The sequence below is a fragment of the Parasphingorhabdus sp. genome (genome assembly GCF_036964675.1).
GTDB lineage: Bacteria > Pseudomonadota > Alphaproteobacteria > Sphingomonadales > Sphingomonadaceae > Parasphingorhabdus.
This window is the reverse complement of record NZ_JBALTF010000049.1, coordinates 1-21,666: the sequence shown is the minus strand read 5'-3', so window position 1 is coordinate 21,666 and position 21,666 is coordinate 1. Positions and strand designations below refer to the sequence as shown.

At 56.0% G+C, this 21,666-nt stretch carries 22 protein-coding genes and 2 pseudogenes; 14 read left to right on the top strand and 10 right to left on the bottom strand.

Annotated features, from left to right (window positions below):
* The 3 genes and pseudogenes from V7665_RS09655 to V7665_RS09645 all read left to right on the top strand — a co-directional run.
* Positions 1-240 (top strand): annotated as a pseudogene (locus tag V7665_RS09655) (hypothetical protein); the annotation flags it as partial.
* On the top strand, positions 240-848 hold the full coding sequence (locus tag V7665_RS09650) for a TadE/TadG family type IV pilus assembly protein (RefSeq protein WP_335664327.1): 609 nt from the start codon (positions 240-242) through the stop codon (positions 846-848). The pseudogene V7665_RS09655 and the gene V7665_RS09650, both read left to right, overlap by 1 nt.
* A gap of 116 nt (positions 849-964) precedes the next feature.
* On the top strand, positions 965-1,543 hold the full coding sequence (locus V7665_RS09645) for a hypothetical protein (protein ID WP_335664326.1): 579 nt from the start codon (positions 965-967) through the stop codon (positions 1,541-1,543).
* A 22-nt stretch (positions 1,544-1,565) separates the two neighbouring features.
* On the opposite strand, the gene V7665_RS09640 is transcribed toward V7665_RS09645, so the two are convergent.
* The 4 genes from V7665_RS09640 to eno form a co-directional block, all read right to left on the bottom strand.
* A complete protein-coding gene (locus tag V7665_RS09640; protein ID WP_335664325.1) occupies positions 1,566-2,948 on the bottom strand; it encodes a pyruvate dehydrogenase complex E1 component subunit beta in 1,383 nt (460 codons plus the stop codon).
* Complete coding sequence (gene pdhA, locus V7665_RS09635) at positions 2,948-4,063, bottom strand: pyruvate dehydrogenase (acetyl-transferring) E1 component subunit alpha (RefSeq protein ID WP_442955208.1); 1,116 nt, start codon at positions 4,061-4,063, stop codon at positions 2,948-2,950. Before pdhA ends, V7665_RS09640 begins: the two co-directional genes overlap by 1 nt.
* Before the next feature lie 87 nt (positions 4,064-4,150).
* The gene (locus V7665_RS09630; RefSeq protein ID WP_335664323.1) at positions 4,151-4,399 is read right to left on the bottom strand and encodes an FtsB family cell division protein; all 249 of its coding nucleotides are present in this window, start codon (positions 4,397-4,399) and stop codon (positions 4,151-4,153) included.
* 164 nt (positions 4,400-4,563) lie between these two features.
* Entirely contained in the window at positions 4,564-5,838 is a 1,275-nt protein-coding gene (eno, locus tag V7665_RS09625) for a phosphopyruvate hydratase (RefSeq protein WP_335664322.1), read from the bottom strand.
* Positions 5,839-6,042: 204 nt separating this feature from the next.
* On the opposite strand from eno, the gene V7665_RS09620 reads away from it, so the two are divergent.
* From V7665_RS09620 to V7665_RS09600, 5 genes are all read left to right on the top strand, one after another.
* On the top strand, positions 6,043-6,579 hold the full coding sequence (locus V7665_RS09620; RefSeq protein WP_335664321.1) for a hypothetical protein: 537 nt from the start codon (positions 6,043-6,045) through the stop codon (positions 6,577-6,579).
* 62 nt (positions 6,580-6,641) lie between these two features.
* Entirely contained in the window at positions 6,642-7,025 is a 384-nt protein-coding gene (locus V7665_RS09615) for a phage holin family protein (protein WP_335664320.1), read from the top strand.
* A 2-nt stretch (positions 7,026-7,027) separates the two neighbouring features.
* Positions 7,028-7,348: a hypothetical protein gene (locus V7665_RS09610; RefSeq protein ID WP_335664319.1), complete on the top strand. Its 321-nt coding sequence runs from the start codon at positions 7,028-7,030 to the stop codon at positions 7,346-7,348.
* Between the two features lie 3 nt (positions 7,349-7,351).
* Complete coding sequence (locus tag V7665_RS09605; RefSeq protein ID WP_335664318.1) at positions 7,352-7,966, top strand: hypothetical protein; 615 nt, start codon at positions 7,352-7,354, stop codon at positions 7,964-7,966.
* On the top strand, positions 7,963-8,199 hold the full coding sequence (locus V7665_RS09600) for a DUF4170 domain-containing protein (RefSeq protein ID WP_335664317.1): 237 nt from the start codon (positions 7,963-7,965) through the stop codon (positions 8,197-8,199). The genes V7665_RS09605 and V7665_RS09600 overlap by 4 nt, the downstream gene beginning before the upstream one ends.
* On the opposite strand, the gene V7665_RS09595 is transcribed toward V7665_RS09600, so the two are convergent.
* The 6 genes from V7665_RS09595 to carA form a co-directional block, all read right to left on the bottom strand.
* Positions 8,196-8,837: a rhomboid family intramembrane serine protease gene (locus V7665_RS09595; RefSeq protein WP_335664316.1), complete on the bottom strand. Its 642-nt coding sequence runs from the start codon at positions 8,835-8,837 to the stop codon at positions 8,196-8,198. The two genes, V7665_RS09600 and V7665_RS09595, sit on opposite strands and share 4 nt — an antisense overlap.
* A 5-nt stretch (positions 8,838-8,842) precedes the next feature.
* A complete protein-coding gene (greA, locus tag V7665_RS09590; protein ID WP_335664328.1) occupies positions 8,843-9,319 on the bottom strand; it encodes a transcription elongation factor GreA in 477 nt (158 codons plus the stop codon).
* 111 nt (positions 9,320-9,430) lie between these two features.
* Positions 9,431-12,766: a carbamoyl-phosphate synthase large subunit gene (gene carB, locus V7665_RS09585; RefSeq protein WP_335664315.1), complete on the bottom strand. Its 3,336-nt coding sequence runs from the start codon at positions 12,764-12,766 to the stop codon at positions 9,431-9,433.
* A gap of 268 nt (positions 12,767-13,034) precedes the next feature.
* Positions 13,035-13,412: a ribonuclease E inhibitor RraB gene (locus tag V7665_RS09580; RefSeq protein WP_335664314.1), complete on the bottom strand. Its 378-nt coding sequence runs from the start codon at positions 13,410-13,412 to the stop codon at positions 13,035-13,037.
* Positions 13,413-13,485: 73 nt separating this feature from the next.
* Positions 13,486-13,752, bottom strand: coding sequence for a hypothetical protein (locus tag V7665_RS09575; RefSeq protein ID WP_335664313.1), 267 nt, complete (start codon positions 13,750-13,752; stop codon positions 13,486-13,488).
* A 49-nt stretch (positions 13,753-13,801) separates the two neighbouring features.
* Entirely contained in the window at positions 13,802-14,998 is a 1,197-nt protein-coding gene (carA, locus tag V7665_RS09570; RefSeq protein WP_335664312.1) for a glutamine-hydrolyzing carbamoyl-phosphate synthase small subunit, read from the bottom strand.
* A 133-nt stretch (positions 14,999-15,131) separates the two neighbouring features.
* On the opposite strand from carA, the gene V7665_RS09565 reads away from it, so the two are divergent.
* From V7665_RS09565 to V7665_RS09540, 6 genes and pseudogenes are all read left to right on the top strand, one after another.
* Positions 15,132-15,584, top strand: coding sequence for a GatB/YqeY domain-containing protein (locus V7665_RS09565; protein WP_335664311.1), 453 nt, complete (start codon positions 15,132-15,134; stop codon positions 15,582-15,584).
* Between the two features lie 4 nt (positions 15,585-15,588).
* Positions 15,589-17,457 (top strand): DNA primase, encoded by a 1,869-nt coding sequence (dnaG, locus tag V7665_RS09560; protein ID WP_335664310.1) that lies wholly within the window; start codon positions 15,589-15,591, stop codon positions 17,455-17,457.
* A 23-nt stretch (positions 17,458-17,480) separates the two neighbouring features.
* Positions 17,481-19,493, top strand: coding sequence for an RNA polymerase sigma factor RpoD (gene rpoD, locus V7665_RS09555; protein ID WP_335664309.1), 2,013 nt, complete (start codon positions 17,481-17,483; stop codon positions 19,491-19,493).
* 132 nt (positions 19,494-19,625) lie between these two features.
* On the top strand, positions 19,626-20,285 hold the full coding sequence (locus tag V7665_RS09550) for a DUF6975 family protein (RefSeq protein ID WP_335664308.1): 660 nt from the start codon (positions 19,626-19,628) through the stop codon (positions 20,283-20,285).
* 106 nt (positions 20,286-20,391) lie between these two features.
* Positions 20,392-21,237: an AAA family ATPase gene (locus tag V7665_RS09545; protein WP_335664307.1), complete on the top strand. Its 846-nt coding sequence runs from the start codon at positions 20,392-20,394 to the stop codon at positions 21,235-21,237.
* A gap of 15 nt (positions 21,238-21,252) precedes the next feature.
* Positions 21,253-21,666: pseudogene (locus V7665_RS09540) on the top strand (VWA domain-containing protein); the annotation flags it as partial.

Sequence of the window (21,666 nt, the reverse complement as noted above, 5' to 3'; positions counted from 1 at the left end):
AACAATGATCTCACAACACAGGTAAACAGTCGCTTTCTGGCAATGTGCAGTGCCATTAAAAACCAGAATATTACCTTGTGGGTTGTGTCATTTGGTGACGGCGTAAGTTCAAGTGCGATAAATAATTTGCGCAATTGTGCGACCTCCGGCAAATTCTACAACGCCAGCAATAGTGCCGAATTGTTGACGAATTTTCGTTCGATCGCAAACGACATCTCGCAACTGCGACTGACGAACTGATGCCGGAATTTCTGAACAAATTCCGCACCCTTAAAAAGGATGATGTGGGCGCGGCGCTGGTCGAATTCGCGCTGGTCGCGCCCGTGCTTATCCTGTTGATAATGGGCATGTTGGATATTGGACATCGCATTTATGCGACAGCCATATTGCAAGGTTCCGTGCAAAAGGCCGCGCGCGATGCCAGCCTTGACAATGGCTCGGCCGACGCCGGCGCTATTGATGATCGCGTGAAGGAACTGATGTTGCCCGTCATTCAAGACGAACCGATTTCAAATTTTGAATTTCAACGTCAGAATTACAATAGTTTTTCGGATGTCGCGCAACCTGAAGATTTTACCGACAGCAATAATGACGGTGAATGCAATAATGGCGAACCTTATGATGACGTCAATGAAAATGACAGTTGGGATGCCGACAGAGGCGCTAGCGGGCAAGGCAATGCAAAAGATGCCGTATTATATACCGTCAGGATTACATATCCCCGTCTATTTCCCGTGGCGGAACTGATCGGGCTTTCGCAAGAGGAAGTTATTCAGGCCAGCACTGTTGTTCGCAACCAGCCATTCGGTGAACAATCCGCACGCGGGGGGATAAAAAATTGTACCTAAGCCGAAAGCTTGGCGGGCTGAAACCCTGCTTGTTTATCAAACGGACATTGTCTGCTCTTGCGGTCAATACGAGCGGCCTTGCGCTCATTGAATTGGCATATTCCCTGCCGATTTTAATGGGTATTGGAATGTATGGTGCCGAAGTCGCAAATGTTGCGATGGTCAGAATGCGTGTCAATCAGGTTTCCATGCACGTTGCCGACAATGCATCGCGTATTGGCGAAGGCTCATTATTGTCTGCCAAGAAAATTTACGAAAGCGATATTGATGATCTGCTTGTCGGTGCGGACAAACAGGCCGGTAAATATATAGATATATTTGAAAATGGCCGTATCATCATCAGCAGTCTCGAAATGCATAGCGATGGCGATCAATATATCAATTGGCAGCGATGCAAAGGCAAAAAGACGCATATATCCAGCTATGGAACCGAGGGCGCAAACTCTTCATCCCGGCCGACCAACGGCATGGGTCCGCCAGGTGCCCGCGTAACAGCCCCTGCCAATCAGGCCGTTATCTTTGTTGAAATTTCCTACGACTATCAGCCCTTGATATCGAGAAGCTTCACCAACACGCGCACGATCACGACGCGCGGCGCCTTCAACGTGCGCGACCGTCGGGATTTGACGCAAATCTATGATCGAACGGGCAATGATCCGGTTGCCGATTGCGATATATATGATGGTTTCAGCTAAACCGCTTTAGAACAGCAAGACCCTATCGATAGCAGACCTTTTTCACCGCTGTGATGATCCGGTCGCTGTCGATCAGCGCCGCTTTTTCCAGATTGGCGGCATAAGGCAGCGGGACATCTTCATTGGTCACCCGCAGCACCGGCGCATCGAGATCGTCAAAGCCCTGCTCCATACACAAGGCGATGATTTCGCTCGATATCGAACAGGTCGGCCAGCCTTCTTCGGCAACAACCATTCGGTTGGTCTTGGCGAGACTCTTGAGAACCGTCTCTGTATCCAGCGGCCGCAGCGTGCGCAGATCGATGACTTCCGCTTCAATTCCCTCAGCGGCCAGACTGTCTGCCGCTTCCAGCGCCAGACCGACGCCGATAGAATAGCTGACAATCGTGACATCGCTGCCTTCGCGCATGATCCGCGCCTTGCCGATCGGCAGCGTATAATCGTCGATTTCGGGCACTTCGAATGACCGACCGTAGAGCAGTTCATTTTCCAGAAACACGACGGGATCGGGAGACTGGATCGCCGCTTTCAGCAAGCCTTTGGCATCCGCCGCATCATAAGGCGCGATCACGATCAGTCCCGGAACCGAGGCATACCAGGGTCCGTAATTCTGACTATGCTGCGCACCCACCCGGGAAGCCGCGCCATTGGGACCGCGAAACACAATCGGACAGCGCATCTGGCCGCCGGACATATAATTGGTCTTGGCCGCCGAATTGATGATCTGGTCGATCGCCTGCATGGCAAAATTGAAGGTCATGAATTCGACAATCGGCTTCAGACCACCCATCGCCGCTCCGGCACCAATGCCGGCGAAACCATGTTCGGTAATCGGTGTATCGATCACCCGCTTGCCGCCAAATTCCTCGAGCAGGCCCTGGGTAACCTTGTAAGCACCCTGATATTCGGCGACTTCTTCGCCCATCACAAAGACCGTGTCGTCCTTGCGCATTTCCTCGGCCATGGCATCACGCAACGCTTCCCGAACCGCCAGCGAAACCATCTTGGTGCCTTCAGGCACAGACGGATCATCGGCCCTTGAAATCGGAGCCGGTGGTGCGCTTTCCATAATTTCAGGCTTCGCTTCCTCAACGGCTTCGGGCTTGGCTTCTTCCTTGGCTGCGCTGGCTGGCTCTGCATCAGCGGCCGGGTCGGCCTCTTCATCTTCTCCGACCATTTCGGCAATGACTGTGCCGACCGCAACTTCATCGGTTCCTGCGGCGATCAATATTTTCGTGATCACGCCTTCGTCGATCGCTTCAAATTCCATCGTTGCCTTGTCGGTTTCGATTTCCGCCAAAATGTCTCCGGAAGTGACGGTATCGCCTTCCTTGACGAACCATTTGGCCAGCGTGCCTTCTTCCATGGTTGGCGACAGGGCGGGCATTTTGAGTTGGATCGCCATCAATATTGCTCCACCAGCACGTTGGTATACAGTTCGGACAGGTCCGGTTCCGGCGATTCCTCGGCAAAGTCAGCCGCTTCCATCACCGTCTTGCGGACCTTTTTGTCCAGTGCTTTCAAATCCTCTTCTTTCACGCCTTTTTTCAGCAAGGCCGCTTTCAAGCGTTCGATCGGATCGGATTTCTCGCGCACATCCTGGACCTCGTCACGGCTGCGATATTTGGCCGGATCGGACATGGAGTGGCCGCGATAGCGGTAGGTCTTGAGCTCCATCAACACCGGACCACCGCCGCTGCGCACATCCTTCAACACTTCTTCCACGGCACCGCGAACCGCCAGCACATCCATGCCGTCCACTTGCACGCCTGGAATGCGAAAGCTTTCTCCGCGCCGGTACAACTGGTCTTCGGCGGAGGAGCGATTGACGCTCGTGCCCATGGCATATTGGTTATTCTCGATCACGAAGATCACCGGCAACTGCCAGAGTTCCGCCATGTTGAAGCTTTCGTAAACCTGCCCCTGATTGGAAGCGCCGTCGCCGAAATAGGCCAGGCAGACGCCGCCATCTTCTCTATATTTATGGGCAAAGGCCAGACCGGTGCCGAGCGAGACCTGCGCGCCGACAATGCCGTGACCGCCATAAAAGCCGTGGTCGACCGAGAACATGTGCATCGAACCGCCCTTGCCTTTCGAAATACCCGACGCGCGGCCGGTGAGTTCCGCCATCACGATATTCGGGTCAATCCCGCAGGCCAGCATATGGCCATGATCGCGATAGCCGGTAATGACGCTGTCCTTGCCGGGGTTGATCGCCGATTGCAGACCGGTCACGACCGCTTCCTGACCAATATAGAGATGGCAAAATCCCCCGATCAGGCCGAGGCCATAGAGCTGCCCCGCCTTTTCCTCGAAGCGGCGGATGAGCAGCATCTGCTCATAAAAGTCCAGCATCTCTGCCTTGGTTGCATTGTAAATCGGTGCCGTCAGTCCGCCCGTGGAATGAACCACCGGCTTGGCTTTGGCTGGCGCGCGCTTGGGCGCAGCAGGTTTTTTGGCTGGGGCGGTTTTCCGGGGAGCTTTTGCCACGCGAGCGGGATCCTTTTTTTGAAGAGCCATTAGCATAGCCAAAACTACGCCGTTACCCAAGCACTTAGACTCGGTCACCATCCAAAATTTGTGATTGCCAGTGGAAACAGCCGAACGCTATTTCAGCGGAACGATAATCTCGTCGGGATGGACCACATTGACCTTCTTGCGCAGCAGCTCACCGATCAAATCCGGATCAGCGCCCTGCGGATCCAGCAGCTCTACCCGGTTCTTCAAAGCAGCGCGTTCGGTTTGCAGCTTGGCTAGCTCGACCCCGCGCGTTTCCAGTTTTGCCTGATATTCGCCCCATGCCAAAACCCCGGTTGGTCCGAGCACGGCATAGCCCGCAATGGCAAGCAGAGTCATCAATGCAAATCCGGGCCCAAGAGCCGCTCTTATCAAACCTGAAATTTTTTCGCGTTGCGCCATAGATTTACCTTGAATCAGAAAAGTGATTCGCTGGCAAGAGGCTTAATAACCAATTTGGCGTTTCAGCGCCCAAACGCCCGCCAAAAACGAGGAGTTGGCGATCAACTGAAAATTGAGCGTCCTGCGTAACGCGCAACATTGCCCAATTCTTCCTCGATCCGGATCAACTGGTTATATTTGGCCAACCGGTCCGATCGTGCCAGACTGCCGGTCTTGATCTGACCGCAATTGGTGGCAACCGCCAGATCGGCAATAGTCGAATCTTCGGTCTCGCCGGATCGGTGCGACATTACCGCCGTATAGGATGCATTTTGTGCCATCCGTACGGCCGCCAGGGTTTCGGACAAGGTTCCGATCTGGTTGACCTTCACCAGCAGCGAATTGGCCAGCCCGTCTGCAATACCCATGGAAAGGCGTTCGGGATTGGTCACAAAAAGATCGTCGCCAACCAGCTGCACCTTATCACCAACCGCATCGGTGATCAGTTTCCAGCCCTCAAAATCATCTTCAGACATGCCATCCTCGATCGACTTGATCGGATAGTCCCGGCACAGATCGGCCAGATAGTCTGACATTTCAGCCGGGCTGAGCACCTTGCCTTCGCCGGAAATGTGATATTTGCCATCCCTGAAAAATTCCGTGGCGGCGCAATCCAGCGCCAGCACCACTTCATCACCGATCTTGAACCCGGCCTTTTCCACCGAAGCCATGATAAAATCGAGCGCTTCGCGGGTTGACCCGAGATTGGGAGCAAAGCCGCCTTCGTCGCCCACCGCCGTGGCCAGTCCTTTTTCGGACAGGCCCTTTTTCAGCGTATGGAATATTTCCGATCCCCAGCGGACCGCTTCCGAGAGGCTTTCCGCGCCCACTGGCATCACCATGAATTCCTGAAAATCAATCGGATTGTCGGCATGCTCGCCGCCGTTGATGATGTTCATCATCGGTACCGGCAGGACATGCGCCGAAACGCCGCCGACATAGCGGTATAAAGGCAGGCCCCGCGCGTCAGCAGCGGCTTTTGCTACGGCCAGACTGACACCCAATATCGCATTGGCGCCCAGTCTGCTTTTGTTTGCCGTACCATCAAGCGCAATCATCACCGCATCCAGTTCCTCCTGGTCTTCGGCATCCAGATCGGTCAGCGCATCCTTGATCTCGCCATTGACTGCAGCAATTGCCTTGAGAACGCCCTTGCCGAGATATTTGCTCTGGTCGCCATCGCGCAATTCGACCGCTTCATAGGCCCCGGTGGAAGCGCCGGAAGGGACCGCCGCGCGGCCAAAGCTGCCATCCTCGAGCAATATATCAACCTCTACCGTCGGGTTACCCCGACTATCCAGAATCTGGCGGGCATGAAGGTCGATTATTGCGGTCATGATGATGCTCCGAATGAAGGATAAATGTTGGCCATGGCCTTATCGCGATGACCGGCTTCTTGCAATCCATTGCACCGCTTTTATCGCTGCCTTGCCCTTGATTCAAAAGCAAATGATCCCATTTCGAGTATAAGTGGAGCTACAAATGGGACGCTTTCCGCTTGTGGAATGTTGGCAAGAGACAAATGAAGAAGGAATATTGATATGGCAGAAGTCAAGAAACCAACCGCAAAGTCGACGACAAAAGCCGCGGCAAAGAAACCCGCCGCCAAGAAAGCCGCAACCAAGAAGGCTGCGCCCCAAAAAGACACATCGGAAACGCGCACAACAAAAGCGCAAAAAGCTGCTCCGCTGAAAGCCGGCGCGACCAAAGCTGCGGCAACGAAGAAAGACACCACGGTGGATTTCAAGGATCGCGCTTTGACGAAAGCCAAATCGGCTGCCAGCCAGGGCAAGGAACGCACCGGCACTGCGATCGAGAATCTGAGCAAGATGATCGAGGATAGTGCAAGAACCATCGACGACAATGTCGGCGAAAAATACGGCGACTATGCCCGTTCGGCAGCAGACGCCGTGTCCTCCTTTGCCGAAAAGCTCAACGCCAAGGAAATTGATGAAATGGTTGATGACGCGCGCGACTACGTCCGCAAAAGCCCGGCCGTGGCCATCGGTGCAGCAGCCGTGGTCGGATTTCTGATATCCCGCTTGATCAAATCAGGGATGGATGATCGCGACGCATGAGTGTAGCATGGCGCCACCATATTAACGGGTGACGGATGTTGCAGGACAAGGATATTCCAGTTTTGGATGACGAGCCTCTTCCCGGCGAGGCCGCAGCGTCGGCTGCGGGTGACACGGAAGAAAAGACTCTGACATCACAGGTCACCGGCCTGATCGAGGACGTGCGCATATTGGCCCGTGCCGAGGTCGAATATTATCGTGCCAAACTGTCAGTCAATATGGCAGCGACCAAGCGTGTTGTGGCGCTGGCCGGCATTGCGATACTATTTGGATCGATGGCGATCATTGCCCTGATCCTGGGAATATTGCTGGTCCTGTCTGACTATTTTGGCCCGTTGGCTTCAACAGGCATAGTTACGGGGTCGGCGCTGCTGGTGGCCACGATCACCATGAGCATGGCGATCAAACGGGCGAGAAAGCTGCCGTTGGATGAAAATGATGCGTGAGAATGATGATGCCGAGAAAAAATGACGAGATATTCAGCCTGCGCGACCTGGCGATCGACCGGGATCAGGCGCGTGCGAATCTGAAGAAGGATACGGCCGAGACAAGGAAGCGGTTGCAACCGGCCAATCTGATAACAGAAGCAAAGAGCAAGGCCGCAGGGCGCGTCCGGAAAGCCGGGGCAAGCGCAATCGGCGCAGTCCGGGCCAATCCGGGCATCACCGCAACCGTAGCAGCGACCGCGACCCTGATCGCGATGCGCAAACCGATTGCCAAGCTTATCGCCAACCGCAAAACATCAGAGCCAGATCCAATCGAGGAATAGACTATGAACAAACTGACCGACAATATTGACAAAGCCCGCGCCGCATCCCGCGAACGGCTCGAAACGGCAAGAGAAATTGCCACCGAAGGTTCTCTCGTCGCCCGCGAAAAAATGTCCGAAAGCAAAGCACGGGCAGCAGCCCTGCTTGGCGAAGGACGTGAAAAAGCCGCTGAAAGCGTCGCGGCTACCAGGGAGGCAGCGAAAAAGGCTGCGGCCCTCCTCGGCGAAGGGCGCGAAAAAGCCGCCGAGAGCGTGGCAGCAACCAGGGATGCGACGAAAAAGGCCGTGGCCAAGTCCGAAGAAACCATTTCCAACAGCCCGCTGGCGATTGTCGCTGGTGGTGCCGCTCTGGGCGTCCTCATCGGGATGCTGCTGCCGAAAAGCAAAGCCGAAGAAAAATATGTCGGTGGCGCTGGCCGCAAGATCAACGAGACCGCAAAAACCGCTTATCAGGCCGCCAAGGATGCGAGCCGCGACCAGATCGGTGAACTGGGTCTGAGCAATGACAATATGCGCTCGCAGTTCAAAGATCTGTTTGGCAAAGCCATCGAGGCTGCTAAGACCGCGATGGCCGCAGCACAGGATGCGGTGAAAGAAGAAAATCAGGGCAAAAAATGAGCGAACAGCGCAGCAAAATTCATCTGGTGATGGGCGGACGGGTCAAGGATCCACGCGGAGTGGAATTCGTCAATCTCGACCAGATGGATCTGGTCGGAGTCTATCCCGACTATGACGCAGCGGAGGACGCCTGGCGTTCAAAAGCCCAGATGACGGTCGACGATGCCGAGATGAAATATGTTGTCGTCCATTTGCACAAGCTGCTCGAGCCGGACCTGCCGGACGAAGCCTAGGCGCTGCGGAAACGCCATTCGAGCAATGGTCGAGTAAGTAGCAGGCCTGCAACAAATCCGCCAATATGCGCGAAAATTGCGATGCCCTGAAGGCTTCCGCTGGTGGCTACGCCGATCATCAGCTGAATGCCGACCCACGCCAGCGTTAGCCATATGATGCGCACGACATGACCCGGAATCGGCCCAACCGCATCAACCCGGTTGCGCGCGAACAAAAGCGCATAGGCGCCCAATATTGCAGAAATCGCGCCGCTCGCGCCGACCATCGGGATCATCGAACCGCTGTCGACTGCATATTGCGCAAAGGCCGCCGCATAGGCACCGACGACATAGAGGATCGCCATCAGCCCCGGCCCCATCGCCTGCTCGACAAACCGGCCGCAAAACAGCAGCATCAGCATGTTGAAACTGATGTGCAGCAGCCCGCTGTGCAAAAAGGCCGAGGAAAGCGGGGTCAGCCAGGCCGGCACCAGCCAGCCATAGGCGGCCAGATCAAGCGCTTCTCCGCTCAACCGGATCGGGAAAAAGCCGCCGCGCAGCAGCGCTTGCTGCTGCCAGCCGAAAATCCAGATTATCAGGAAAATCACGACATTGGCGATGATCAGCCCGTTGGTCAGTTTTCCCGCTGGCATATTCATCGGATTTAGATGAACTCGATCTTCTCGAGCAGGAAATATTTGTCGCCGGACGGCACGGTCACTTCGATATCGTCGCCGACACTGCGGCCGATCAAGGCCCGGCCAATCGGTGAATTATAGCTGATCATGCCAGCCTTGGCATCGGCTTCCGCCTGGCCGACCAGCTGATATTTTACCGCCTTGTCATTTTCGTCGCGCAAGGTCAGCGTTGCGCCGAACACAGCCTTGTCACCGGACAGGGTCTTCGGATCAATGACCTGGGCGCGGGACAATTTGTCCTCGAGATCGCCAATGGTGGCCTCGACCTGGCCCTGGCGTTCCTTGGCAGCATGATATTCGGCATTTTCCGACAGATCGCCATGAGCGCGCGCGGTTTCGATCGCGTCGACAATGATCGGACGCTCCAGTTTCAGCGCCTTGAGTTCGGCTTCCATCTTAACATGGCCTTCGGCCAGCATTGGTACTTTTTCAACAGCCATTATTTTGGCCTTTCCTTATTGATACGCTACCGATTTCAGCCGTGCAGCGTCAAAAACAGTTTCCCGGCGCGCCCCTTTACGAAGACCGCCCGCAGTGTGACAAATGTCGGAAAATTAAGTCTGCGAAGCCTTATAATAGGACTGTAACGCGCGAACTTCAAGAGTCTGATCGCGCAGGGCCTCAATCGCCTGCATCGCGGCATTGCTTGCGGTGGCGGTTGTATAGATCGGAATTTTACCAACCAGCGCCGCCGCCCGGATCGATTTAGAATCCTTGAGCGACTGCCAGCCTTCGGTTGTATTGAAGATCAGATTGACATCGCCGTCCTTGATCCGGTCGACGATATGCGGGCGTCCCTCGGCGACCTTGTTAACCTTCTCGACCTTGATCCCCTGTTCGGTCAGATAATCTGCGGTTCCGGACGTAGCGATCAGACGGAAGCCAAGCTTCTCGGCCAGCCGCGCGGCCGGCTCGATCACCTTCTTGTCGGTTTCCTTGACCGAGATGAAGATCGTCCCGCTATCCGGCAATATGTTGCTCGCACCCAGTTGCGCCTTGGCAAAGGCGATCGGGAAATTCTGGTCGATGCCCATGACTTCGCCGGTCGATTTCATTTCCGGCGACAGCACCGGATCGACACCGGGGAAACGGTTGAACGGGAACACCGCCTCTTTCACGGCAATATAGTCGATATGCCGGTTGATCACCGGCAGGTCCTTGAGCTTTTCTCCGGCCATCACCCGCGAGGCGATCTTGGCAATCGGCACGCCGATCGCCTTGGCGACGAAAGGCACCGTCCGGCTGGCGCGCGGATTGACCTCGATCAGATAGACTTCACCGTCCTTGACCGCGAACTGGATGTTCATCAGCCCCTTGACCTTCAGACCGAAGGCCAGTGCCTCGGTCTGCCGTTCCATTTCGGCGATGATCTCATCGCTGAGATTATAAGGCGGAATCGTGCAGGCGCTGTCGCCCGAGTGGACTCCGGCTTCCTCGATATGCTGGAGCACGCCGCAAACCACGACTTCGTCGCCGTCGCAGATCGCATCGACATCCACTTCGATCGCATCGCGCAGATATTGGTCGACCAGCACCGGACTGTCACCCGACACCTGCACCGCGGTGTTGATATAATCTTCCAGCTGGGCCGGGCCGTCGACAATTTCCATCGCCCGGCCGCCAAGCACGAAACTTGGCCGGATCAATACCGGATAGCCGATACGCTCGGCGATTTTCACCGCTTCGTCGCGGGTCCGGGCCATGCCGTTTTCCGGCTGCTTGAGTTTCAGCTTGTGGACCAGCTTGGCAAAACGCTCGCGGTCTTCGGCGAGATCAATCGCATCCGGCGAGGTGCCGAGGATCGGGATACCCGCGTCTTCCAGCGCCTGCGCCAGTTTCAGCGGCGTCTGCCCGCCAAATTGCACAACCACGCCAACCAGTTCGCCGGACTGCTGTTCGACGTGCAGGATTTCGAGTACGTCCTCGGCGGTCAGCGGCTCGAAATAGAGCCGGTCGGATGTATCATAATCGGTCGACACGGTTTCCGGATTGCAATTGACCATGATCGTTTCATAGCCGGCATCCGACAGCGCGTAACAGGCGTGACAGCAGCAATAATCAAACTCGATCCCCTGCCCGATCCGGTTCGGACCGCCGCCGAGGATGACGATCTTCTTGCGATCCGATGGCTGCGCCTCGCATTCCGGCGCGCCAAAAATCGGCGCTTCATAGGTCGAATACATATAGGGCGTCTTGGCTTCAAATTCCGCTGCGCAGGTGTCGATCCGCTTGTACACCGGCCGCACGCCCAGCTTGTGGCGCAAGGCCCGGACATCGGCTTCGGTCGTTGCCCCCGCCATTGCGGCAAGCGCGTCATGCACCAGCCCGCGTCCGCCAGCAACCGCGCGCCCGGCGCCGCCGGCAATATGGACCGAATCAATCGCCAGCTTGGCCAGCCTTTGATCGGAAAAACCCATGGATTTGAGCTTGCGCAAGGCCTGCGCATCATTGGGCAGACCATGGTCGATTACGTCCTGCTCGGCATCGATAATTTCCCGAATTCTGGCCAGGAACCAGGGATCGAACCCGGCAATGTCATGGATTTCGGCGTCGGTAAAACCTTCGCGCATCGCTTGTGCGGCAACCAGCAGACGGTCGGGCGTTGCCCGTGCCAGTTCTGCGGCAATATCCTCGCGCGATGCGCCAATCAGCGCCTCCACCCGGTTGAAGCCGTCGAGACCGGTTTCCAGTCCGCGCAGCGCTTTCTGCATCGATTCATGGATATTGCGGCCAATCGCCATGACTTCACCGACCGACTTCATCGCGGTCGACAGCAACGGCTCGGCACCCTTGAACTTCTCGAAGGCAAAGCGCGGAATCTTGGTGACGATATAGTCGATCGTTGGCTCGAACGAGGCCGGAGTAGCGCCGGTAATGTCATTCTCGATCTCGTCGAGCGTATAGCCGACCGCCAGTTTCGCGGCGACGCTGGCAATCGGGAAGCCGGTGGCCTTGGACGCCAGCGCAGAGGAGCGCGAAACCCGCGGATTCATTTCGATCACGACCAGCCGGCCATCCTTGGGATTGACCGCGAACTGGACGTTCGAACCGCCGGTTTCGACGCCAATTTCGCGCAGCACCGCGATGCTGGCGTTGCGCATGATCTGATATTCCTTGTCGGTCAGGGTCAGCGCCGGCGCAACGGTGATACTGTCACCGGTGTGCACGCCCATCGGATCGACATTCTCGATCGAGCAGATGATGATGCAATTGTCCTTCTTGTCGCGGACAACCTCCATCTCATATTCTTTCCAGCCGATCAGGGATTCGTCGATCAGCACTTCGTTGGTCGGCGATGCCTCCAGCGATGTCTTGACAAAATGGACGAATTCCTCGCGGTTATAGGCCACGCCGCCCCCGGCCCCGCCCATCGTGAAGCTCGGCCGCATGATCGCCGGCAGGCCGATTTCCTCGAGCGCCTTCATCGCATCTTCCATATTATGGGCAATCGCCGAACGCGGGCTTTCCAGACCGATCTTGTCCATCGCCCGCTTGAACTTCTCGCGGTCCTCGGCCTTGTCGATCGCCTCGGCGTCGGCGCCGATCATCTGCACGCCATATTTTTCGAGCACGCCCATCTTGTTGAGCGTCAGCGCCGTGTTCAGCGCCGTCTGTCCGCCCATAGTGGGAAGAATCGCATCAGGCCGTTCTTTTTCGATGATCTTTTCGACAATTTCGGGCGTAATCGGTTCAATATAGGTCGCATCCGCCATTTCCGGATCGGTCATGATCGTCGCCGGGTTGGAGTTGACCAGGATGATCCGGTAGCCCTCCTCCTTCAGCGCCTTGCACGCCTGCGTGCCGCTATAGTCAAACTCGCAGGCCTGGCCGATGATGATCGGGCCAGCGCCAATGATGAGGATGGATTTTATGTCAGTTCTTTTGGGCATTGGTCAGGTGAACAATCTTTTGATATTATGAACGGGAAATGGAGACAGGCAGCATAAACCCTCGTCCCCTTCAGGGGGAGAGGGACAGCCGCGAAGCGGCAGGGAGCGGGGGCCAGAGCAAAGCGAAGCGAGCGTGACTTGGGGATCAGAACGACTCCCCCCGCTCCCTGCTTCGCACTGCGAAGCGGTCCCTCCCCCCCTGAAGGGGGCGAGGGATGGCAGCCATCTCCGAAGATGAGGGTAGAAGATATATCAGATCCCCCAACCATCAAGCCGGATTCTCATCAGAAATTTCGCCATTCTCATTACACGCAAAACAGCCCCAGCCATCATGGTCGATATCATATTCGCTTTCGATCTCGAGGCATTTGCGGGTCAGTTCGCGGATCGTGTCGCGCCTGGTGTCGAGGTCAATCTGCAGCTCGATCACCCACTCGTCATCCTCGTTGTTGACCAGCGCCGAGCGAAAGCCCCATTTCGCCGCATCATTCTTCAGCTTGTTGAGATCGGTAACGGCCCCGACAAATTGCACGTTAATTTCGCGCACAACATGCGACAAATCGCCGCCAGCTGCCATATTTTGCAGGATTTCGTCATCAATTGCCCATTCTTCGGCAAGATGCGCAGGATCAATTGGTCCGCTCATTGGCTTGGGCCTTCGATAATTTTTGCCGACAGACAGACAATTCCAGGCAAGGAAGTTTTAATGAGGAAGGCCATTATTCGCCGTCAGCCCCCAAGGTCGTACCGACAATATCGACACCCCATTGTTGCAACTGACCATAGACGCACTGCGCAGCGTCTGTCTGGTCCCTGTTTGATGGATCATCATAGAGGCCGACGCGGCCATTGCCTTCTACAAGCACGGAATCACGCGGAAAACTGCAACCGTCGGCAATCGCGTTCAAATCGTCCTGAGTCAGGCTTCGAGCCGACAGGCCGGTCAGCGCCAGAGAGGCAACGGGCAAAATCAACATCATTTTCATCGGCGCTCTCATTGGCTCTCTCCTGTTAAACCACGTTTTTCATGGGGCATCACGACAGTCCCCCGACAAATTTCTCGAACAGATAGAAACTGTCCTGCGGGCCAGGGCTCGCTTCGGGGTGATATTGCACACCAAAGGCGCGTTTGCCGATGATTTCGATGCCGCAATTGCTGCTGTCGAACAGGCTCTTGTGGGTTTCGTGAATATTGTCGGGCAGCGTCTCGCTGTCCACCGCAAAGCCGTGGTTCATGCTGGTGATCTCGACCAGCCCTTCGGTTGCGTCCCAGCCGCCGCCGATCCGCTGCACCGGATGATTGGCGCCGCGATGGCCCTGGTGCATTTTGACCGTCTTGGCGCCCGCAGCGAGGGCGAGCATCTGGTGACCGAGGCAGATACCGAACAACGGGATATCCTGCTCCAACAACTGCCGGATCACCGGAACCGCATATTCGCCAGTCGCCGCCGGATCGCCGGGACCATTGGAGAGAAACACACCTGCCGGCTGCAATGCCATGATTTCTTCATAGGAAGTTTCAGCAGGAACTACAGTAACTTTCGCGCCAGCCTTCACAAGGTTTCTGAAGATATTGCGCTTCGCGCCATAATCAATAGCCACCACATGCGGGCGGGTGGTCGAAGATGCTTCCAATTCTTCCAGCGGCGCATAGCCATGACCCAGCCGCCACATGCCACCTTTGTCCCAAAGCTGCGTCTGGTGCCCGGTCACTTCCTTGGCCAGATCCATGCCTTCCAGCCCCGCCCAGCCCCGCGCCTTGGCGAGCAACTCGTCGATATCGAACTTGCCCTCCGGATCATAAGCGATCACCGCATTGGGCGCGCCCGCTTCCCTGATCCGCCGGGTCAAAGCCCTGGTATCCACACCGGAAATGCCAATCCGGCCATTTTCCGCCATCCACTGGTCAAACGGCTTCTGGTCGCGGAAATTGGACGGCGCAGTAATATCCTCGCGGACGATACAGCCCAGAGCATGCGGGCTGTCCGCCTCGACATCCTCGTCATTGGTCCCGGTATTGCCGATATGGGGGAAAGTGAAAGTCACGATCTGCCCGGCATAGCTGGGGTCGGTCATCACCTCCTGATAGCCGGTCATCGCGGTGTTGAAGCAGACTTCACCGACCGCAGAGCCGGTCGCGCCAAAGCCCCTGCCCCACACGATCGTGCCATCGGCCAATACCAATATCCCTGTTGCACCCTCGGGAGCGTCGGGATTATGGGCATTGGTCATGGGCTGTTCCTTTGGGTCTGGCGTAGGCGCAAAATTTCATGGGACCTAGAGCCAGATTTCTGGCGTCACAATCTATGAAAATAATTATCTTCCCGCTATGGTGGTCGCTTACTCCAAAAATATGAGGAACGCCATGATTCGCGATACCGTGAAAGCCGCGCAAATTGCCGCCATGAAGGCCGGTGACAAGGATCGCACCGCCGCCACACGCAGCATCCTGGCGAAGATCAAGGACAAGGACATCGAACTGCGCACCAAGGAAGACCCGCGTGATGACGATACCATCCTGATCGACGTGCTGCAGAAAATGGCCAAGCAACGCCGCGAATCGATCGAGATGTTCGAAACTGGTGGCCGCACCGAACTGGCAGCAGCGGAGAAAATGGAGCTTGGCGTGATCGAGGAATTCCTCCCCGCGCAGCTGAGCGACGAAGACACCGCCGCGCTGATCAATGGCATCAAGACGGAACTCGGTGCCGACGGCATGAAGGACATGGGCCGGCTGATGGGCGAACTCAAGAAACGCCACGGCACCGAAATCGACATGAGCAAGGCCAGCGCGCTGGTGAAGGCGGCTTTGAGCTGAACCCATGACCCTCACTCCGCAATGGCTCGAAGAACTGCGATCGCGTGTCACTTTGTCGACACTGATCGGACGTACAGTTAAGATCCAGAAGGCGGGGCGGGAATATAAGGCATGCTGTCCGTTTCATAACGAGAAATCGCCCAGCTTCACGATCAACGACGAAAAGGGCTTTTATCACTGTTTCGGCTGCGGCGCGCATGGCGATGCCATCAGCTGGATGACCGAACAGCGCGGTCTTGGCTTCATGGATGCGGTCAAGGATCTGGCCGCCGAAGCGCAAATGGAAGTGCCTGCCCCAGATCCCCGCGCGGCCCAACGGCAGGAAACCCGCGCCACCCTGCATGACGTCATGGCGGCAGCGCAGGACTGGTTTGTCGCGCAATTCAACGGCACTGAGGGCGCTCATGCGCGGGAATATCTGAAAAACCGGGGCATTGCCGAGAATACCATCCGCGAGTTCGGCTTTGGCTTTGCCCCCGATTCGCGCGGACGGCTCAAGCAAGCGCTCTCGGTCCACGGCATGGACCAGCTGATCGAGGCTGGCCTGCTGATCAAGGTCGATGACAAGGAGCCCTATGACCGGTTCCGCGGTCGGCTGATGATCCCGATCCGCGATCCGCGCGGCCGGGTGATTGCCTTTGGTGGCCGCATTTTGGGCGATGGCGAGCCGAAATATCTCAATAGCCCCGACACGCCGTTGTTCGACAAGGGCCGCACGCTCTACAATCTCGACAAGGCCTCACCCGCCTCCCGCCAGACCGGGCGGATCTTGGTCGTCGAGGGCTATATGGATGCCATCGCGCTGGCGCAGGCCGGTTTCAACGACGTCGTCGCGCCGCTCGGCACCGCGCTGACCGAGCATCAGATCGAGCGTATCTGGAAAATGGTCGAGGCGCCGATCCTCTGCTTTGACGGCGACAATGCCGGTCAAAAGGCTTCGATGCGGGCCGCCTTGCGGGCGCTGCCGATCTTGCGCCCCTCGCACAGCCTGAACTTCATTTCGCTTCCCGCCGGCCAGGACCCCGATGACCTGATTCGCTCCGACGGCGCCCATGCCTTCGCTGCCTTGATCGCCAAACCGCAGACGCTCGACGACAAGATCTGGCAGGTCGAATATGACGCGGAGCCGCTCAACACGCCGGAAACCAAGGCTGGCCTGAAAAAACGCCTGTCCGATCATGTCCGCGATATTGCCGATCAGGATATTGCCCAGCATTACCGGCAGGAATTTCACGAACGCTATCAAGCCGCCTTTTTTGCCCAGAAGGACAGTCGCCCCGAAGGCCGGCGCTTCCAGAACAATAACCGCAAATTTCCATCGAAATTTGTCTCCTTCAAACCGATGGATGACACCAAGAGCTTTTTGATCGAGGGATATGACCTGCAGATTGCCAAGGGTATATTGGGCGGGCTGATCCGTCATCCGTGCCGGATTTCCGCGCATTTTGAAGAGCTCAACGCGATCAGATTGGCCGATTCGCAATTGCAGGCCTTGCTCGGCGAATTGATCAATGCCGCGATGCGCAAAGAAACGCTTGATATGCAGGGCCTTCTTACCATATTGGAGAAGACAGATTGTTATAATGTCGCAAAAGGGCTGTTACGGGCCGACGCGCTGAATTTCACTTTCAACCGCAAGCTGCCAGACGATGCCCCTTCGCTTTTGATCGAACGGGCACATCGGGATTTGGCAGAAGCGATTAAAGTGGTGACAGCACGTCCCGGACTGGAAGCGGCTCTCGCAGAGGCAACACGGCGGGTGCAGGACGATCTTACGGAAGAAAGTTATGCCGAGCAGCAGCGCCTTCGCGAAGCGAAGCAGTTATTTCACGAGCGGTTGGTCGACCTGACCCAGATCGACGACACTATATAGTTTCAAATTAGGGGCCTCAGCCATTGGCAAGTAAAGTGAACAATTCCAAAGCCGAAGACGAACCGTTGATTGATCTCAACGATAGCGCCATCAAGAAATTGATCGCGGATGGGAAAAAGCGCGGCTATCTGACGATTGACGAGCTGAATGAAGCCCTGCCCCAGGACCAGAATGAGCAGATTGAAGACGTCATGTCTGCAATCTCCGAAATGGGTGTCCGGATTGTCGAGAATGACGAGGAAGTTGCCGAAGAACTGGGCGGCGATGAAGTCGAATCGATCGACGGCAAGGACAAAGAGAAAAAAACCACTGCCGTTGTTCCCAAAAAGGCCGCGGCTGACCGTACCGACGATCCGGTGCGCATGTATCTGCGCGAAATGGGCGCCGTGGAATTGCTCAGCCGCGAAGGCGAGATTGCCATTGCCAAGCGTATTGAAGCTGGCCGCGACACCATGATCTGGGGGCTTTGCGAAAGCCCGACCACATTTAACGCGATCATCGAATGGTCGACCGCGCTCAACGACGGCGAAATGCAGTTGCGCGAGATTCTCGACCTTGATGCCATGCTCTCGAAGGACCCTGTCCCGGAAAATCTTGAAGAAGCCGAAGATGATGACGATGGCGAAATCAGCGAGAAAACCGCAGGCCCATCGTTCAAGGATGATGACGAGGTCGAGGATGAAGAATCCGCCGACGGCGAAGATGATGAAGAAGCAGAGCTGACCGAACGCCGCACCAAGCGGGTGGTCGAAGAGGAAGAGGAAGACAATACTCTTTCCCTCGCACAGATGGAAGAAGCTCTGAAACCCGATGCGCTGGAGAAATTTGCGCTGATTACCTCGGTGTTCAAGAAATTCTCGAAATTACAGACGACGAGGCTGGAATCGCTGGCAGCGGGCAAGGATTTTCCGGCGGCTTCCGAGAATAAATATCACAATTTGCGCGAAGAATTGACCGCGCTGGTGGAAAGCGTACAATTTCACGCCAACAAGATCGAGTTTCTGGTCGACCAGCTTTACTCCTTCAATCGCCGGTTGACCACATTGGGCGGGCAGATGCTCCGTCTGGCCGAGCGCCACAAGGTTCCACGCCGTGCGTTTCTGGAAAGCTATGTCGGCAACGAACTCGACGACGGCTGGTTGGCAAGCATGGCCAAGACCGACAAGAAATGGGCCGCCTTTGTCGAAAAGGAAGCTGAAGCCGTGGATCGCATCCGGGCTGAAATTTCCGACATCGCCAATGCCACCGGCACTTCGCTGGACGAGTTTCGCCGAATCGTCAACATGGTGCAAAAAGGCGAGCGTGAAGCGCGGATCGCCAAGAAGGAAATGGTTGAGGCCAATCTTCGCCTCGTGATTTCCATCGCCAAAAAATATACCAATCGCGGCCTGCAGTTCCTCGATCTTATTCAGGAAGGCAATATCGGCCTGATGAAAGCGGTCGACAAGTTCGAATATCGCCGCGGCTACAAGTTCAGCACCTATGCCACCTGGTGGATTCGTCAGGCGATTACGCGATCGATTGCCGATCAGGCCCGGACCATCCGTATTCCGGTCCACATGATCGAGACGATCAACAAGCTGGTCCGCACAAGTCGTCAGTTCCTCCATGAACAGGGCCGTGAACCGACCCCGGAAGAAATGGCCGAACGCCTCTCCATGCCGCTGGAAAAAGTGCGCAAGGTGATGAAAATTGCCAAGGAACCGATTTCACTCGAAACACCGATTGGTGACGAGGAAGATTCGCATCTCGGCGACTTCATCGAGGACAAGAACGCGATCATCCCTGTGGATGCCGCGATTCAGGCGAATCTTAAGGAAACCGTGACCCGCGTGTTGGCAAGCCTGACCCCTCGGGAAGAACGCGTGCTGCGCATGCGCTTCGGTATCGGCATGAACACCGATCACACGCTCGAAGAAGTCGGCCAGCAGTTCAGCGTCACGCGCGAACGTATCCGGCAGATTGAAGCCAAGGCGCTCAGAAAACTGAAGCACCCTAGTCGCAGTCGCAAAATGCGGAGTTTCTTGGATCAATAATCTCGCGACCGGGAATCTGATCGCTATGGTTTGCAAATCCCTAACGGCAGGTAAACCGACTCTTTAGGTATCGCCCGTATAGTCGATGGTAGAAGAAGATGTTTAATGCATTTTCGGGATATCGGAAACGCGATGCTAGTACAAAATGCACAAATGGCGACACAGCCAGGATCCGCTAGACATGCCGGCACATATGGCAGCAACACGGCACCCTATGTCCAGCTTATCGCCGAAGACTTTTCGACCCTGTCGGGTGCCGATGTCGCCGACATCGCCCATTTCATGTGCGTTTTGCACGGACGCCATCCTGGCGTAATCGATCATGCCGCGACCAAGACGGTCGATGATGCTGCGCGCGAATGGCTTATCCAGGCGACTGATGGCTTTGCTGCTGAACGCGCTTTTCTGACCAAGTTGACCGTGGCTGCGGGCCCGATTTCGGGCGTTAGTCTGGACGATCACAGCAACACCGCCGTGCATGATCAACGCAAGGCACTGGAGATGCTGTCCCAGTCCGATCGCAGCGGATGCGCCATTGGCGCAGCCATCGCACTGGTTGCGGACTGGCATTTCATCAGAAACATCCTGGAACGGATCGCCTTGCGTGTCGGCGTTGAAGCTCGCGCGTCCATTCTGCCAAGTGTCGACAAAACGTCTGTCCTCAACAGCCGCCTGGCGGAAACGCCTGCTTTGGAACGGGCGTTGAATTTTGGCGCGGAACAGCTGCTCAACCAGCATCGCGGTCTCTGGCAGCTTCTGGAAGCTCGCCGAAATATGCGCCTTTCCCGTTAAATTCTTCGTCAGCTCCCGCGAATCTTAACTAAATGATTAACTTGCCTAGAATGCTAGTTTTCCCTATCGCCTGTGCATCGACTTTCATGGCAAGGAATAGGAAATTATGCGTTTTGACGGTACCAAGGACTATGTTGCAACCGATGATCTGAAGGTTGCTGTCAACGCTGCCATGACCCTCCGGCGCCCTCTCCTCGTCAAAGGCGAGCCCGGTACGGGCAAAACGGTTCTGGCCTATGAAATTGCCAAAGCAATGGGCACACCACTGATCGAGTGGAACATTAAATCGACCACCAAAGCACATCAGGGCCTTTATGAATATGATGCGGTTGCGCGTCTTCGTGACGGTCAGCTGGGCGATGAACGCGTGCACGATATTTCCAACTATATCCGCAAGGGAAAGCTGTGGGAGGCATTCACCGCTCCCGAACTGCCGGTGCTGCTGATTGACGAGATCGACAAGGCGGACATCGAATTTCCAAACGACCTTCTGCAAGAACTCGACCGCATGGAGTTCCATGTCTACGAGACGAAAGAGACGATCAAGGCGGTCGAACGGCCAATCGTGATCATTACCTCGAACAACGAGAAGGAACTGCCCGACGCGTTCCTGCGCCGTTGTTTCTTCCACTATATCAAATTTCCCGATCGGCAGACGATGCAGGAAATCATCAACGTCCATTTCCCCGACATTCAGGGCATCCTTGTTAAGAAGGCAATGGACATCTTCTACGATGTCCGTGACGTCCCGGGCCTCAAGAAAAAGCCAAGCACCAGCGAATTGCTCGACTGGCTGAAACTGATTCTCAACGAGGATATGCCGCTCGAAGTGCTGCAGTCGAAAGACTCGACCAAGGCGATCCCGCCATTGCACGGTGCGTTGCTGAAGAATGAGCAGGACGTGATGCTGTTCGAACGCCTCGCCTTCATGGCGAAACGCGAAGCGCGCTAAGCAAAGGCACAGACGATGTTCTTTAACTTCATGGACGAACTCAGGGCCGCTGGCATTTCAGCGTCACTCAAGGAACATCTGGTTCTGCTTGAGGCGCTCCAAAAGGAGGTTATTCGGCGGAGTCCGGAGGAATTTTATTATCTCTCCCGCGCCACTTTTGTGAAAGATGAAGGTCTTCTGGATCGATTTGATCAGGTGTTTTCAAAAGTCTTCAAGGGCATCGAAACCACCTACGGAACGCAGGAAGAAGATATTCCACTCGACTGGCTGAAAGCGGTCGCTGAGAAATATCTGTCCGAAGAGGAAATGGAGAAAATCAATTCTCTCGGCAGCTGGGACGAGATTATGGAGACGCTGAAAGAGCGTCTCGAAGAACAGCAAAAACGGCATGAAGGTGGCAGCAAGTGGATCGGCACCGGCGGCACCTCG

Excerpts from the sequence above, each read along its gene's own strand:
- V7665_RS09580 (WP_335664314.1), bottom strand. The coding sequence starts at position 13,412 with ATGAGCGGACCAATTGATCCTGCGCATCTTGCCGAAGAATGGGCAATT.
- V7665_RS09545 (WP_335664307.1), top strand. The coding sequence starts at position 20,392 with ATGCGTTTTGACGGTACCAAGGACTATGTTGCAACCGATGATCTGAAG.
- V7665_RS09650 (WP_335664327.1), top strand. The coding sequence starts at position 240 with ATGCCGGAATTTCTGAACAAATTCCGCACCCTTAAAAAGGATGATGTG.
- V7665_RS09620 (WP_335664321.1), top strand. The coding sequence starts at position 6,043 with ATGGCAGAAGTCAAGAAACCAACCGCAAAGTCGACGACAAAAGCCGCG.
- V7665_RS09595 (WP_335664316.1), bottom strand. The coding sequence starts at position 8,837 with ATGAATATGCCAGCGGGAAAACTGACCAACGGGCTGATCATCGCCAAT.
- V7665_RS09605 (WP_335664318.1), top strand. The coding sequence starts at position 7,352 with ATGAACAAACTGACCGACAATATTGACAAAGCCCGCGCCGCATCCCGC.
- V7665_RS09600 (WP_335664317.1), top strand. The coding sequence starts at position 7,963 with ATGAGCGAACAGCGCAGCAAAATTCATCTGGTGATGGGCGGACGGGTC.
- carB (WP_335664315.1), bottom strand. The coding sequence starts at position 12,766 with ATGCCCAAAAGAACTGACATAAAATCCATCCTCATCATTGGCGCTGGC.
- V7665_RS09610 (WP_335664319.1), top strand. The coding sequence starts at position 7,028 with ATGATGATGCCGAGAAAAAATGACGAGATATTCAGCCTGCGCGACCTG.
- carA (WP_335664312.1), bottom strand. The coding sequence starts at position 14,998 with ATGACCAATGCCCATAATCCCGACGCTCCCGAGGGTGCAACAGGGATA.
- V7665_RS09645 (WP_335664326.1), top strand. The coding sequence starts at position 965 with ATGGGTATTGGAATGTATGGTGCCGAAGTCGCAAATGTTGCGATGGTC.
- V7665_RS09575 (WP_335664313.1), bottom strand. The coding sequence starts at position 13,752 with ATGAAAATGATGTTGATTTTGCCCGTTGCCTCTCTGGCGCTGACCGGC.
- V7665_RS09550 (WP_335664308.1), top strand. The coding sequence starts at position 19,626 with ATGCTAGTACAAAATGCACAAATGGCGACACAGCCAGGATCCGCTAGA.
- V7665_RS09640 (WP_335664325.1), bottom strand. The coding sequence starts at position 2,948 with ATGGCGATCCAACTCAAAATGCCCGCCCTGTCGCCAACCATGGAAGAA.
- eno (WP_335664322.1), bottom strand. The coding sequence starts at position 5,838 with ATGACCGCAATAATCGACCTTCATGCCCGCCAGATTCTGGATAGTCGG.
- V7665_RS09630 (WP_335664323.1), bottom strand. The coding sequence starts at position 4,399 with ATGACTCTGCTTGCCATTGCGGGCTATGCCGTGCTCGGACCAACCGGG.
- dnaG (WP_335664310.1), top strand. The coding sequence starts at position 15,589 with ATGACCCTCACTCCGCAATGGCTCGAAGAACTGCGATCGCGTGTCACT.
- V7665_RS09565 (WP_335664311.1), top strand. The coding sequence starts at position 15,132 with ATGATTCGCGATACCGTGAAAGCCGCGCAAATTGCCGCCATGAAGGCC.
- pdhA (WP_442955208.1), bottom strand. The coding sequence starts at position 4,063 with ATGGCTCTTCAAAAAAAGGATCCCGCTCGCGTGGCAAAAGCTCCCCGG.